15 protein-coding genes are annotated in these 13569 nt (G+C 66.6%); 8 read left to right on the forward strand and 7 right to left on the reverse strand.

What is annotated here, in order from left to right:
* The first annotated feature begins 34 nt into the window (after window positions 1–34).
* The 3 genes from A5791_RS26425 to A5791_RS08585 are packed head-to-tail and all read left to right on the forward strand — an operon-like array spanning window position 35 to window position 1479.
* On the forward strand, window positions 35–196 hold the full coding sequence (locus A5791_RS26425; protein WP_003419736.1) for a DUF4177 domain-containing protein: 162 nt from the start codon (window positions 35–37) through the stop codon (window positions 194–196).
* A gap of 8 nt (window positions 197–204) precedes the next feature.
* Window positions 205–672 (forward strand): RidA family protein, encoded by a 468-nt coding sequence (locus tag A5791_RS08580; protein ID WP_067233952.1) that lies wholly within the window; start codon window positions 205–207, stop codon window positions 670–672.
* Window positions 673–678: 6 nt separating this feature from the next.
* On the forward strand, window positions 679–1479 hold the full coding sequence (locus tag A5791_RS08585; RefSeq protein ID WP_067233953.1) for an MBL fold metallo-hydrolase: 801 nt from the start codon (window positions 679–681) through the stop codon (window positions 1477–1479).
* 315 nt (window positions 1480–1794) lie between these two features.
* On the opposite strand, the gene crp is transcribed toward A5791_RS08585, so the two are convergent.
* Entirely contained in the window at window positions 1795–2469 is a 675-nt protein-coding gene (gene crp, locus A5791_RS08590; protein ID WP_067233956.1) for a cAMP-activated global transcriptional regulator CRP, read from the reverse strand.
* A gap of 98 nt (window positions 2470–2567) precedes the next feature.
* A complete protein-coding gene (locus A5791_RS08595) occupies window positions 2568–2963 on the reverse strand; it encodes a hypothetical protein (protein ID WP_082966825.1) in 396 nt (131 codons plus the stop codon).
* A 116-nt stretch (window positions 2964–3079) separates the two neighbouring features.
* Here A5791_RS08595 and nth point away from each other — a divergent pair, with 116 nt between their 5' ends.
* From nth to marP, 4 genes are read left to right on the forward strand one after another with little or no spacing between them, the layout of a single operon-like run.
* On the forward strand, window positions 3080–3817 hold the full coding sequence (nth, locus tag A5791_RS08600) for an endonuclease III (RefSeq protein WP_156661090.1): 738 nt from the start codon (window positions 3080–3082) through the stop codon (window positions 3815–3817).
* Between the two features lie 18 nt (window positions 3818–3835).
* Window positions 3836–4468, forward strand: coding sequence for a TlpA disulfide reductase family protein (locus tag A5791_RS08605; RefSeq protein ID WP_067233963.1), 633 nt, complete (start codon window positions 3836–3838; stop codon window positions 4466–4468).
* A gap of 13 nt (window positions 4469–4481) precedes the next feature.
* Window positions 4482–5294, forward strand: coding sequence for a CoA pyrophosphatase (locus A5791_RS08610; protein ID WP_067233965.1), 813 nt, complete (start codon window positions 4482–4484; stop codon window positions 5292–5294).
* Between the two features lie 5 nt (window positions 5295–5299).
* Entirely contained in the window at window positions 5300–6493 is a 1194-nt protein-coding gene (gene marP / locus A5791_RS08615; RefSeq protein WP_156661092.1) for an acid resistance serine protease MarP, read from the forward strand.
* Here marP and A5791_RS08620 read toward each other — a convergent pair.
* Complete coding sequence (locus tag A5791_RS08620; protein ID WP_067233968.1) at window positions 6486–7454, reverse strand: alpha/beta fold hydrolase; 969 nt, start codon at window positions 7452–7454, stop codon at window positions 6486–6488. The genes marP and A5791_RS08620 overlap by 8 nt on opposite strands.
* Window positions 7455–7979 (reverse strand): phage holin family protein, encoded by a 525-nt coding sequence (locus tag A5791_RS08625; RefSeq protein ID WP_067233969.1) that lies wholly within the window; start codon window positions 7977–7979, stop codon window positions 7455–7457.
* A 225-nt stretch (window positions 7980–8204) separates the two neighbouring features.
* On the opposite strand from A5791_RS08625, the gene A5791_RS08630 reads away from it, so the two are divergent.
* Window positions 8205–8900 (forward strand): serine protease, encoded by a 696-nt coding sequence (locus A5791_RS08630; protein WP_156661086.1) that lies wholly within the window; start codon window positions 8205–8207, stop codon window positions 8898–8900.
* A 133-nt stretch (window positions 8901–9033) separates the two neighbouring features.
* On the opposite strand, the gene acs is transcribed toward A5791_RS08630, so the two are convergent.
* From acs to A5791_RS08645, 3 genes are all read right to left on the reverse strand, one after another.
* A complete protein-coding gene (gene acs, locus A5791_RS08635) occupies window positions 9034–10998 on the reverse strand; it encodes an acetate--CoA ligase (protein WP_067233970.1) in 1965 nt (654 codons plus the stop codon).
* A gap of 138 nt (window positions 10999–11136) precedes the next feature.
* Entirely contained in the window at window positions 11137–12438 is a 1302-nt protein-coding gene (locus tag A5791_RS08640; RefSeq protein WP_067233972.1) for a PPE family protein, read from the reverse strand.
* A 104-nt stretch (window positions 12439–12542) separates the two neighbouring features.
* The gene (locus tag A5791_RS08645; protein WP_156661087.1) at window positions 12543–13478 is read right to left on the reverse strand and encodes a PPE family protein; all 936 of its coding nucleotides are present in this window, start codon (window positions 13476–13478) and stop codon (window positions 12543–12545) included.
* Between the last annotated feature and the right edge of the window lie 91 nt (window positions 13479–13569).

Below are 13569 nucleotides of genomic sequence, written 5' to 3' on the forward strand. Positions count from 1 at the left end.
GGAGCTGGTCATGACTGCCCGATAAGCTCGCGTCATGACCCAACCGACCGCGTGGGAGTACGCCACCGTTCCGCTGCTCACGCATGCAACCAAACAGATCCTCGATCAGTGGGGCGCCGACGGCTGGGAGCTGGTGGCGGTGTTGCCCGGGCCCACCGGCGAGCAGCACGTCGCGTACCTGAAGCGCCCCAAGTAGCGGCCGTGATGAATTCCGGAGCGTCCTGGCTAACCCGCCTCGGGCAACTCGGTGTCGCGCTGCCGCAAGTAGCGGCACCGCTGGCCGCCTATGTTCCCGCGGTGCGCACCGGCAACCTGGTCTACACGGCGGGTCAGTTGCCGTTCGACTCCGGAAAGCTGGCACGCACCGGCAAGGTGGGCGCGAACATCACTCCCGAAGAGGGAAAAGTGTTGGCGCGGATATGTGCGCTCAACGCGTTGGCCGCAGTGGATGCTCTGGTGGGTCTTGACACGGTCACCCAGGTGGTCAAGGTCGTCGGGTTCGTAGCGTCGGCGCCCGGTTTCAATGGCCAGCCGAGCGTAGTCAACGGCGCCTCGGACCTGCTCGCGGAGGTGTTCGGCGATAAGGGTGCGCATGCGCGTTCGGCGGTGGGGGTGGCCGAGTTACCGCTGGATGCACCGGTGGAGATCGAGTTGATCGTGGAGGTCGGCTGAGGTCCTATGTCTGGGTCAGCCGAGCCCGTCGAGCCGCTCGCGCATCCCGCCTACGGCATGCTGCGCCCCGTCACCGAAACCGCATCGGTGCTGCTGGCCGACAACCCGGGTCTGATGACGCTGGACGGGACCAACACCTGGGTGCTGCGCGGTCCGCGCAGCGACGAGCTGGTCATCGTGGACCCCGGACCGGACGACGACGAGCACATCCCCCGAATCGCCGCGTTGGGCCGCATCGCGCTGGTGCTGATCAGTCACCGGCATGGCGACCACACCGACGGGATCGACAAGCTGGTCGAGCTGACCGGCGCACCCGTGCGCGCCGCCGATCCAAAGTTTTTGCGGAATGACGGCGTGACGCTGGCCGACCGCGAGGTGATCGATGCGGCCGGGCTCAAGATCACGGTGCTGGCCACTTCCGGCCACACCGCCGACTCCTTGTCGTTCGTTCTGGACGACGCCGTGCTGACCGCCGACAGTGTGCTGGGCCGCGGCACCACCGTCTTCGACAAAGAAGACGGCAACCTGCGTGATTACTTGGAGTCGTTGCACCGGCTGCGCGGTTTGGGCGGCAGGACGGTGTTGCCTGGGCACGGGCCGGATTTGCCCGACCTGGAAGCCGTCACTTCTGGTTATTTGATGCACCGCCAGGAACGTCTGGAGCAGGTGCGTGGGGCGCTGCGGGAACTCGGCGACGACGCCAGCGTGCGCCAGGTAGTCGAACACGTCTATGTCGACGTCGACGAGAAGCTGTGGGACGCCGCCGAGTGGTCGGTGCAGGTGCAGCTGAACTATCTGCGCGGATGAGACGCATCGAGGCTGTCGCTAGCGCGCGCCAGACTGCGAGTAGACGGGGCTGTTCCGAGAGCCGGAGTCGCTTGAGCGTGAACTGACGGCGTTGAGCGTGAAACGACGGCGTTGAGCGTGAAACGACGGCGGGAATCGGCGCGTGGATCCCGCCCTGGTTTCACACCCGACGCCCTGGTTTCACACCCGACGCCCTGGCTTCACACCCGACGTCCTGGCTTCACACCCGACGCCCTGGTTTCACACCCGGAGGCGAGACAACGGACGGGCGCCAATTTTGCACCGGCCCGTAGAGACCTCGGCAACTAAGCGCGTTTACCTCGCTCGGCGGGCCAGGCGTTCGGAGTCCGATATGAGCACGCTCTTGCCCTCCAAGCGGATCCAGCCGCGGTGGGCGAAATCGGCCAGCGCCTTGTTCACCGTTTCCCGTGAGGCGCCCACGAGTTGGGCGATCTCTTCCTGGGTGAGGTCATGGGTAACCCGCATCGCCCCACCCTCCTGGGTGCCGAAACGCTGGGCCAGCTGCAGCAGCTGTTTGGCCACCCGTCCGGGCACATCCGTGAAGATGAGGTCGGCCAAGTTGTTGTTGGTGCGGCGCAACCGGCGGGCCAGCACCCGCAACAGCTGCTCGGCGATCTCGGGACGGTCGGCGATCCATGCCCTCAGCGCGTCACGGTCCATCGAGACCGCGCGCACCTCAGTGATGGTGGTCGCGCTGGACGTCCGCGGCCCCGGGTCGAATATCGACAACTCGCCGAACATGTCCGACGGCCCCATGATGGTCAACAGGTTCTCCCGGCCGTCCGGCGAGCGGCGGCCGATTTTGACCTTTCCCGCGACGATGATGTACAGCCGATCGCCAGGCTCTCCCTCGGCGAAAACCGTATGTCCACGCGGAAAGTCGACAGGTTGCAGTTGTTTGGTCAGTGCGGCGACTGCGCTGGGCTCAACCCCCTGGAAGATCCCTGCCCTTGCCAAGACCTCGTCCACGTTGCCTCTTCAGTTTTCCAACAAAGTGATACGGGCAGCCCGACCTGTTACGAGTGACACGCGTTTAAAGGTAGGCCAATCAGTTCGACGTGCCAACGCTACACACGATTGACGTCCCGAGTCTCCCTAAATTGCGGATTAATCCCGGAACGGGCGTCCATTCGCATCGGCAGGCCGGACTCACCCGGGCTGCGGAGATCGCCGGCAAACAACAACGCGTCGTGGCGTGGTCCGGAAGGGGAGCCGGACGCCGGCGATTCGGCGAGTCGCTCGACCTGGCGGCGGTGCAGATAATCCAGCGCCTCTGGCATACCCTCACGGGCCAGCGTGTGGACGTCCACGGCCTCGGCAAGCTCGAGAAACTCGTCGACGTCGGTCGCCGTGACGGTGTCGGTGGTCAGTTCCCTTTCCAGCCGCCCGAGCCCGAGCGTCGCCAACATGAGCAGCCCCGGAACGCAGGCCACCAGCAACCACGACACAAGGAGAGTAAACATGGCCTTGGATCAACATGAGGTCTCAGCGAGATCACGAAATCAGTACTCTGTCGTAGGTGACAACGGCAAAGTCGTCCGGCCGCACGAAGCCGAGGCCGGCGGCACCTGGCGCAGAGCTGGCCCGGCGTTGGTCCAAGGAAACACGAGTTGGCTTGGTGCGACGGGCGCGACGCATGAATCGCGCACTGGCGCAAGCATTTCCGCATGTGTACTGCGAGCTGGACTTCACGTCGCCGCTCGAGTTGACGGTGGCCACCATCCTCTCGGCGCAGAGCACCGACAAACGGGTGAACCTGACGACGCCGGCTTTGTTCGCGAAATACCGTACGGCGCTGGACTACGCGCAAGCAGATCGTGCCGAGCTGGAAAACCTCATCCGTCCCACTGGTTTCTACCGTAACAAGGCGAACTCGTTGATCGGCCTGGGGCAAGCGTTGGTCGAGCGGTTCGACGGCGAGGTGCCGGCCACCATGGACGAGTTGGTGACGCTGCCCGGGGTGGGACGCAAGACCGCCAACGTCATTCTCGGGAACGCCTTCGGGATTCCGGGCATCACCGTCGACACCCACTTCGGACGCCTGGTGCGCCGGTGGCGCTGGACCGCCGAAGAGGATCCGGTCAAGGTCGAGCACGCGGTCGGCGAACTGATCGAGCGCAAAGAGTGGACTTTGTTGAGCCACCGCGTGATCTTTCACGGCCGCCGCGTGTGCCACGCCCGCAAACCCGCGTGCGGGGTATGCGTGCTGGCCAAGGACTGCCCCTCCTTCGGTCTTGGCCCCACCGAACCGCTGCTGGCGGCTCCGCTCGTCCAAGGTCCGGAAACCGAGCATCTGCTGGCGCTGGCCGGGTTGTAGCAGCGGGGCGGGGCGACTTTGACCGTAAGAACCCGCTGGACCATAGCGATCCTGGCGGTGGTGGCAGCGCTGACGGCGGCGCTGGTGGCGCAATTGCACGACGACTCCCCGACGGCCGGCACGACGCGGCCGGCCGCCGACCGTCAACACCGCGACGCGGACACCCCCGCGGCGCTTGCGGGGCCCCGGCAGCGCGCGAACCTGCCGTCGTGTCCCGCTGCCGGGAGCGATCCCGGCCCGGCCGCATTGCGCGGTGTGGTGGTGGAGTGTGCGGCGGACGGTTCGGCCGTCGACGTGGCCCGCGCGCTGGCCGGACGCCGGGTGGTCCTCAACCTGTGGGCGTATTGGTGTGTGCCGTGCCGGGCGGAACTGCCGGCCATGGCCGAGTACCAGCGCCGGGTCGGGCCGGACGTGCTGGTGGTGACCGTGCATCAAGACGTGAACGAGACGGCAGCGTTGCTGCAATTGGCCGAGCTCGATGTCCGGCTGCCGACCCTGCAGGACGGTCGCCGCCGGGTGGCGGGGGCGTTGGCGGTGGCAAACGTGATGCCCGCGACGGTTGTGCTGCGGCCGGACGGTAGCGTTGCCCAGACGCTGCCGCGGGCCTTCGCTTCTGCCGATGAGATCGCGGCTGCACTCGGACCCCACTAAGAAATGACGCGCAATGAGAGCGCCGTGCAACGGCCTGAACGCGATGGAGGCGCCGGTGAACGATGCTTCCCTGACGCCTGAAGCCGGCCCGGCGTGGTTGCGTCCGCTGGTGGACAACGTCGGCCAGATTCCCGAAGCGTTCCGGCGGCGGCTGCCCGCCGATGTGCTGGCGATGGTGACCGCGGCCCGGGCTATGTCCTCGGTGGCCTCGCTTCGTGGCAACGATCGCGAAGCCGCGGTGCTGGTGTTGTTTTCCGGCCCGCAGACCGGCCCGGCCGACGGCAGCCTTCCAGACGACGCCGACCTGTTGCTGACCGTGCGGGCCTCGACCCTGCGCCACCATGCCGGTCAGGCGGCGTTTCCCGGCGGCGCATCCGATCCCGGCGACGACGGGCCGGTAGCCACCGCCCTGCGCGAGGCGCACGAGGAAACCGGAATCGATCTGTCCCGGCTGCATCCGCTGGCCACGATGGAACGGACGTTCATTGCGCCCTCTCGGTTCCATGTGGTCCCGGTGTTGGCCTACTCACCGGATCCAGGGCCGGTGTCGGTGGTCAACGAGGCCGAAACCGCGATCGTGGCGCGGGTCCCGGTGCGCGCCTTCGTCAACCCGGCCAACCGGCTGACGGTATACCGCAGCGCTCTCGGTCGCCGATGGGCCGGACCGGCGTTTCTCCTCAACGAAATGCTGGTATGGGGATTCACTGGCCAGGTGATCTCTGCGGTGCTCGACGTCGCCGGCTGGGCCCAGCCCTGGGACACCAGCGACGTCCGCGAACTGGATGACGCCATGGTGCTGGTCGGCGAACAGGGTGGAGCCCGATGAATTCGCTGACACCGTCGGACTGGCTGGATGTGGCCGTGTTGGCGGTCGCGTTCATCGCGGCCATCTCGGGCTGGCGTTCCGGCGCGATGGGATCGATGCTGTCCTTCGCCGGCGTGCTCCTGGGCGCGCTGGCCGGCGTGCTGCTGGCCCCGCACATCGTCAGCCATATCGCGGCGCCGCGCGCCAAACTGTTCGCCGCGCTGTTTCTCATCCTCGCGCTGGTTGTCGTCGGCGAAGTCGCGGGCGTGGTGCTGGGCCGTGCGGTCCGCGGCGCAATCCGCAACCGCAATGTCCGGTTGATCGACTCGGTCGTCGGGGTCGGCGTGCAAGTGATCGTCGTGCTGACCGCGGCGTGGCTGTTGGCTACTCCGCTGACCCAGTCGAAGGATCAGCCCGAGCTGGCCTCCGCGGTGAAGGGTTCACGGGTGCTCGCTTCGGTGAACGAGGTTGCGCCCCAGATCTTGAAGACGGTGCCCAAGCGGCTGTCGGCGCTGCTGAATACCTCGGGTCTGCCCGCAGTGCTGGAGCCGTTCAGCCGGACCCCGGTAGCGCCGGTCGCGTCACCGGATCCGGCGCTGGCCAACAACCCGGTGGTGGCCGCTACCCGGCCAAGCGTCGTCAAGATCCGCAGCGTGGCTCCCAGTTGCCAGAAAGTGCTGGAGGGCAGCGGATTCGTGATATCGCCCAACCGGGTGATGACAAACGCCCACGTGGTGGCGGGGTCTAACAGCGTGCAGGTGTACGCCAGCGGAAATCCGTTCAACGCCACGGTGGTGTCCTATGACCCGCGGGTCGACATCGCCATCCTCGCCGTGCCCAACCTGCCGCCGCCACCTCTGGCCTTCGCTCAGGCCGAGGCGAAGTCGGGCACCAGCGTCGTGGTGCTCGGCTATCCCGGCGGCGGCAACTTCACGGCCACCCCCGCCAGGGTTCGCGAGGCCATCAAGCTCAGCGGGCCGGACATCTACCGGGACCCCAAACCGGTAACCCGTGACGTGTACACGATTTTCGCGAACGTGGAGCAGGGCAATTCGGGCGGACCGCTGATCGACCTCAGCGGCCGGGTGCTCGGTGTGGTGTTCGGTGCGGCTGTCGACGACGCCAACACCGGCTTCGTGCTGACGGCCGACGAGGTGGCCGCTCAACTCGAGCGGATCGGCTACACCCAGCCGGTGGCTACCGGCGCCTGCGTCAGCTGAGCCGCGGCCCGTGCACGTGCTCGAGGAAGCGCGTCAAATGCCGGTTCACTTCGTGCGGTGCTTCTTCGTGGCTGAAATGCCCTGCGCCGGCAATGGATAAGTAGCGTCCGTGCGGAGCGTAGTGCTGCGTGCGGTCGACGGGGTCGGCCAGCACGTAGGGGTCCGCGTCGCCGCGCAGGTGCAGCAATGGCAGGCCGAGCTGTTGGGACATCGACTTGATGAAGCGCCGACCCTCGTCGCGCAGCTGACTGCGAACCGCCCAGCGCTGGTACTCGAGTGCGCAGTGCGCTGCACCGGGAATCCGAATCGCCTGCCGCAGATGTCCGATTGTGAGTGAAAAGTCTTCAGAAGCAACCCATTTGGCCGAGCTACGGCTGCGGACCAGCCGCTCGATCTCATCGGAATTGTGTCGGGTGAGCAGCCGCTCCGGCCACAGCGGCACCTGGTAGCGCAGCAGCGTCGGCAACAGCGCCCGGCTCTGGTCGCGCCGGGTCAGCGTGGACCTCCGCAACGCGGCCGGATGCGGTGAGCTGATCAGCGCGATGGCACGCACCAGCCGTGAATGCAGTAATGCGGTGGCCCAGCAGGTCAGCCCGCCGTCGGCGTGGCCGATCAGGGTTGCCGAAGAGTGTCCGAGCGCCCGTATCAGCCCGGCGGTGTCGCCGGCGAGCGTCCAGCCGTCGTAGCCGCGCGGAGGCTTGTCGCTACCGCCGTAGCCGCGCAAATCGACCGCGACCACGCGTGCTCCGGTCAGTTCACGCAGCTGGTGCCGCCACGACCACCAAAACGAGCCGAAACCGTGCAGCAGGATCACCAGTGGCCGCGCCGTGGCCGGCTCGGTGGGACTATTCGGATCAGTCGCCACGGCTTCGACGACGTGGAACCGGATGCCGTTGGCGTGCACGTCCAGATGGCGCCATGGCCCGTCGATGCGGACCACCGACGGATCTGGTGCTGGCATCTACCAACCTGAGGGGTCGGCGGGCTTCTTCAGATCCGTGCCATCGGACGTGATTGCCTTGGGGGCCCCGGGCTTGTCGTGGCCCGGGGTGAGCGCGGTTCGCGTCTCCTTGACCGATTCGATGGTCTCGCGCGGCCCGCGGATCCGGCGGACCTTCAGGTAGCCGAACAGGGCCAGCACCGCGCCGACGACGATCATGATCGCAAACACGATCAGGAACGCCACCCACCGCCACAGCCAGGTGTCGAGCAGCTCGGCGAGGAAGAAGAAGAAAAAGAACGTGGAATAGAACAGCACCACCAGCGCAGCGATGAAGAACACGCTGCCGGTCAGGCCCTTCTTGACGTCACGGGTGATCTCGGCACGGGCAAGTTCGACCTCGGCGCGCACCAGCGTGGACATTTGCGTCGTCGCGTCTTTGATCAGGTCACCGATCGACGGATCGCCCGACCGCGCATGCGGATCGGCCAACGGAATCGTGGTCAAGGTGCTGGGCACACCGTTCGTGTGATCGGCTTTGCTCACAGACGGTCCTTTCGGTTTACTTGCCCGGTTCGCTGTCGTCGCGGTTCATGTTGCCATGTGGTGCTCTGCCAGACGAGGCCAGCCACAGCACACTGGAGGAGTGACGATCAATCGCCCGACCAATTGACGGCCATCGCAATTCGGGCTGAGCGGGCAGCGGCAGCCGATCATTTAGACTGGCGCACCTGTTCTCCGACGTTCAACCAGCCAGACAGGAGTTTCCCTGTGCATACAGTGCACCGGTGGGTCGCGATGGCGGTCGCCGCCATGCTCTGGGCACTGGTTGGATTGCCTACGACTGCGTCGGCTGACGACAGGATCCCGTTGGGCGGTGGGGCGGGCATCGTCGTCAACGGGGACACCATGTGCACCCTGACCACGATCGGTACCGATCGCACCGGTCAGCTCGTCGGCTTCACGTCCGCGCACTGCGGAAGTCCGGGTGCTCAGGTCGCCGCGGAGGTCGCGGAAAACCGGGGTCCGCTGGGCGTCATGGTCGCCGGCAACGACACCCTGGACTATGCGGTGATCAAGTTCGACCCGGCCAAGGTGGCGCCGGTGGCCAACTACAACGGCTTCGTGATCAACGGCATCGGGCCGGACCCGGCGTTCGGCGAGATCGCCTGCAAGCAGGGGCGCACCACGGGGAACTCCTGCGGCGTCACCTGGGGGATGGGTCAGACGCCGGGCACCATCGTCATGCAGGTCTGCGGACGCCCAGGAGATTCGGGGGCGCCGGTGACCGTCAACAATCTGCTGGTCGGCATGATCCACGGCGCCTTCAGCGACAACCTGCCGACCTGCGTCATCAAGTACATTCCGCTGCACACGCCGGCGGTGGTGATGGACTTCAACTCGATACTGGCCGACGTCACCGCCAAGAATCGCCCCGGCGCGGGTTTCGTGCCGGTGCCGGGCTGAGGGGGTCGGGTATCGAGTCCGCGGTCAACACGTCGAGACTGCGCTCACGGCGTCGAGCCTGCGTCTACGGCTAGGGGCAGGCGCATTTTTTCGCCCTGGCCGCAGACTCGATGAGCCCAGAATGTCGCGCGAGTTACTTGGCCGCCTTGATCGCGTCGAACACGCCGGGATCGAGGAGCGTTGACGTGTCGCCAAGCTCGCGGTTTTCGGCGACGTCGCGCAACAACCTGCGCATGATTTTGCCGCTGCGGGTCTTGGGCAACTCCGGCACGACGTGAATCTCGCGCGGTTTGGCGATCGGCGAGATCTCCCGGGCCACCTCGGCGCGCAGCTCCTCGACGGTTCCTTCGTGTGCGTCGTCGCTGTTGCACAGGACGACGAAGGCGCAAATGGCTTGGCCGGTGGTGTCGTCGGTGACTCCGACCACCGCAGCCTCGGCGACACCGGAGTGGCCGACGAGAGCCGATTCCACTTCGGCGGTGGAAATGCGGTGCCCGGACACGTTCATCACGTCGTCGATGCGGCCCAGCACCCAGATCGCTCCGTCGGGGTCGGAGCGGGCACCATCGCCGGCGAAGTAGAAGCCCTTGTCGGCGAATTTCGACCAGTAGGTTTCCCGGTAGCGGTCCGGGTCACCCCAGATGCCGCGCAGCATCGACGGCCAGGGCTGGTCCACGACCAGATAGCCGCTGATGTGCCCCGCCTCGTCATCGGCGGGCTCCAGCGGATCACCATGGTCGTCAACGATTTTGGCTGAGATGCCGGGCAGCGGTGCCATCGCCGAACCGGGTTTGGCCGCAGCCACTCCGGGCAGCGGCGAGATCATCGCTGAGCCGGTCTCGGTCTGCCACCAGGTATCCACCACCGGAACCCGGCCTGCGCCAAGGACATCGCGGTACCAGCGCCAAGCCTCGGGGTTGATCGGTTCCCCGACCGAGCCCAGCAGTCGAATGCTGGACAGGTCATGGGAGTCGGGAATTTGCCTACCCCACTTCATGAACGTCCGGATCAACGTGGGTGCAGCGTAATAGATTGTGACGCCGTACTTTTCGATGATCTGGAAGTGCCGGTGTTCATCAGGAGTGTTGGGCGTGCCCTCGTAGAGAACCTCGGTGATGCCGTTGCACAGTGGACCGTAAACGCCGTAGGTGTGGCCGGTGACCCAGCCGATGTCTGCGGTACACCAGAACACGTCGGTTTCGGGCTTGACGTCGAAAATGGCGTGCATCGTGTAGCCACACTGGGTGAGGTAGCCGCCGCTGGTATGCACGATGCCTTTGGGCTTGCCGGTGGTACCCGACGTGTACAGCAAGAACAGCGGCTGCTCGGCATCGAACGGTTCCGGGGTGTGCTCGGGTGACGCGGAGTCGACGGCGTCGTGCCACCACAGGTCGCGGCCGTCTTTCCAGGGCACGTCAATCCCGGTGCGCCGCACCACGATAACGTGCTCGACGGGACTGTCCGGTCCTTCGACCGCCTCGTCCGCGGCGTCCTTCAGCGGCGCCGGCTTGCCGCGGCGGAATTGTCCGTCGGTCGTGATCAGCAGCTTGGCTTCGGCGTCGGCGATCCGGGCGCGCAGTGCCTTGGCGGTGAAGCCGGCGAACACCACGCTGTGCATGACCCCCAATCGCGCGCAGGCCAACATGGCGATCACTGCTTCGGGAATCAACGGCATGTAGATCGCGACGCGATCACCGGCCGAAAGACCGAGATCGGTCAAAGCGTTGGCAGCCTTGCAGACCTGCGTCTGCAGATCGGAATACGTCAAACTTTGGCTGTCGCCGACCGGCTCGCCCTCCCAGTGGATAGCGACCCGATCGCCGTGGCCGGCCTCGACGTGGCGGTCCACGCAGTTATAGGCGACATTGAGCTTGCCGCCGACAAACCATTTGGCGAATGGTGCATCCGACCAGTCCAACACCTCGGTAAAGGGTGTCTCCCACGACAGCCGCTCGGCTTGCTTGGCCCAGAACGCCAGCCGGTCTTCCTCTGCCTCCCGATAGAGATCCTCGCGGGCGTTGGCTTGCTCTACGAACTGTGCGGGCGGCGGATACGACGGCGGGCCCTGGTGAGGTCCTTCGGCATCGGTGTCGCTCACTGGCTTCTCTCCTGGGTCGAGGCGCTGCCGTGCGGTGGGCCGATCGGGTCTCGGCTCGCGCCTGCGAGCCTAGCGCCGCAACGATGGGCGCGCAGCGAGCGAGGCATCCGCGGCGAGGGCATCCACGGCGACGCCGTCTTAGCCGGCCGACGGCGAATGGGGAATCAGGGACGGACGGAACCCAACTCGCAGCGCACCTTCGGATTCGCGTCCCACCATGCCGCCCAGCGGCAGTCTGGAAATCGCGGGTCCGCTCGCTGTCGACGGCGTCCCGGCCGGTACGACGCCGGTATGGATGGGCGCCGGCGCAGTCATCGGCACGGCTTGCGCCGCTTGAGAGCCCCAACTCGGAGGCACTGACAAAGTCCCCAGCGGCGTCGCTTGGCCCAGGCTCGCTGCCGCGCCGGATCCGCCCGAAGGACCCAAAACTCCGGCACCACCGAGCTGTCCCAAGGCGCCCAACGGTCCCAATCCTGCGGACTCGCTCAACTCGTCCGCGCCGGTGAAGTCCATGCCTACGCCGATCAAATCCAGGCCCACACCTCCGCCGTCCAAACCCACCAGACCGAACGCGTCCATGCCGAGACCCGCGGTGTCCTCAGCCAAGCCCAGTTCCTCACCGCTAAGACCGGTCAGGCCCGTCGCCGCGCCCTCGAGAGCGCCGGCGCTTTTGCCGACGCCCTTCATGCCTGACACGCCGGCGAGGCCGGAAACCGCGGCAACCGGCGCCGATGCCGCAGACGACATGCCCGACGAGGCAATCGTGCCCGCGGTTGACGATCCGGGCGTCGCCAGACCCTGCAGCGTCTGGGGCACCGTGGACATCAGGTGCGTCGACGCCGTGTGCGCCACAGCGCCGGCACGAGTGCCCGCCGCATGCGCGACCGCGCCAGCCTGGGCGCCAACGCCACCGGGGCTGGTCGTCTGCGGCGGCGGGGTGAACGCCGTAACAGCCGACGCGGCAGCAGAACTCGCCGCGTAGCCGTACATCGCCGCGACGTCCTGGGCCCACATCTCCGCGTACTCCGCTTCGTTGGCCATGATCGCAGGCGTGTTCTGCCCCAGCAGGTTGGTCGCCACCAACGTCGCCAACTGAACCCGGTTGGCCGCCACCATCGGCGGCGGCACCGTCATCGCATAGGCGGTTTCGAAGGCGCCGGCAGCCGCGGTGGCTTGCCTGGCCGCCTCTTCGCACTGGGTGGCGGTGGCTCTCATCCAGACCAGGTAGGGCGTGACCGCGGCCGCCATCGACATCGACGACGGGCCGATCCACGATTGCCCGGTCAGCCGTGTCATTACCGACTGATAGCCCCCGGCGGCGGTGTGCAGTTCGGCGGCCAGCGCGTCCCATCCCGCCGAGGCCGCCAGCATGGGTGCTGCCCCGGGGCCCGTATACATGCGGCTGGAGTTGATCTCTGGTGGTAGTCCGGCAAAATCCATCCCAGTTCCTTGGGTTTAGGGGTTGATCGATTTGAGGTTTTTGAGCAAATAGCGGTCGCGGTTACTGCCGTCGCGCCGGTTTGGCCGAGGCGTTCCGCTGTTGCTTACGTCGCGCTGCGCCCGGGTCGTCCACTCAGCCGGCGCCCGATCGCAACGGCAGCGCTCTGGAATTCGGTTTCGAAAGTCCCGGCCGGCGGCGCCGGTAGCCAGGCCTGCGGTACCGACAGGACTCCGATCGACATGCCGCGGCCGACACCGGCGACGACGGACGCGCGGTTCGACCGGACCGCTTTGGTCGCACCCGCGATCGCGACGGCGATCGGAACGCTGGCGTGTTTTGCGAAACCCAGCCGCAGCGAACTCAGCTTCGACAGAGGCGACGACATCGACAGCAGAGCCTTGCCGAACCGCGTGGACGAGGCCGAGGACAGCGCCCTGAGTGGTCGGGGCAGCATGGAAATCAGTTGTGCGCCAGCGGATATGACCTCAGCGTCATCGTCGTCGTCGGATGTCTGGGCGGGTCCGGCGGCCGGCGGCGACACGAAGTGCTGCAGGTTCGAGGCCGCCGCCGAGGCGTCGGCGTAGGCGTACATCGCGGCGGCGTCCTGGACCCACATCTTTTCGTAATCGGCCTCGGCTGCCGCGATTGCCGGGTGGTTCTGGCCCCAGAAGTTCGCCGTCACCAATGACGTCCGCAAGGCGCGGTTGGCCATGATCAGCTGTGGGGGGACCGTCGCCGCAAACGCCGATTGGAAGGCGTCGGCAGCCGCTCTGGCCTGGCGCGCCGTGTGCTGCGCCGATGCGGCAGTGGCATTCAGCCACCCCAGGTACGGTGCCGCGGCTTGACCCATCGCCGTGGCCGCTGCGCCCTGCCATCCGTCGACCAATGCAGAGGTCATGGCATGGTAGTCGGCGGCCGCCTCGTACAGCTGGCCGGCCAGTTCGTCCCAGGCCGTCGCGGCGGCCAACATCGACCCCGGCCCGGGGCCGTGATACATCCGTGCGGAGTTGATCTCCGGCGGTAACATCCCGAAATCCACTGCTGGATCGCTCCTGGAAGCTGAGTTGCGCGGATAGACCAAGGCTGCCGCTGACTGCGTCTCGGCTTGTCGCCGCGTGCTCTACCGCGGG

Source organism: Mycobacterium sp. 852002-51163_SCH5372311 (assembly GCF_001667115.1).
In the GTDB taxonomy this organism is placed as follows: Bacteria; Actinomycetota; Actinomycetes; order Mycobacteriales; family Mycobacteriaceae; genus Mycobacterium.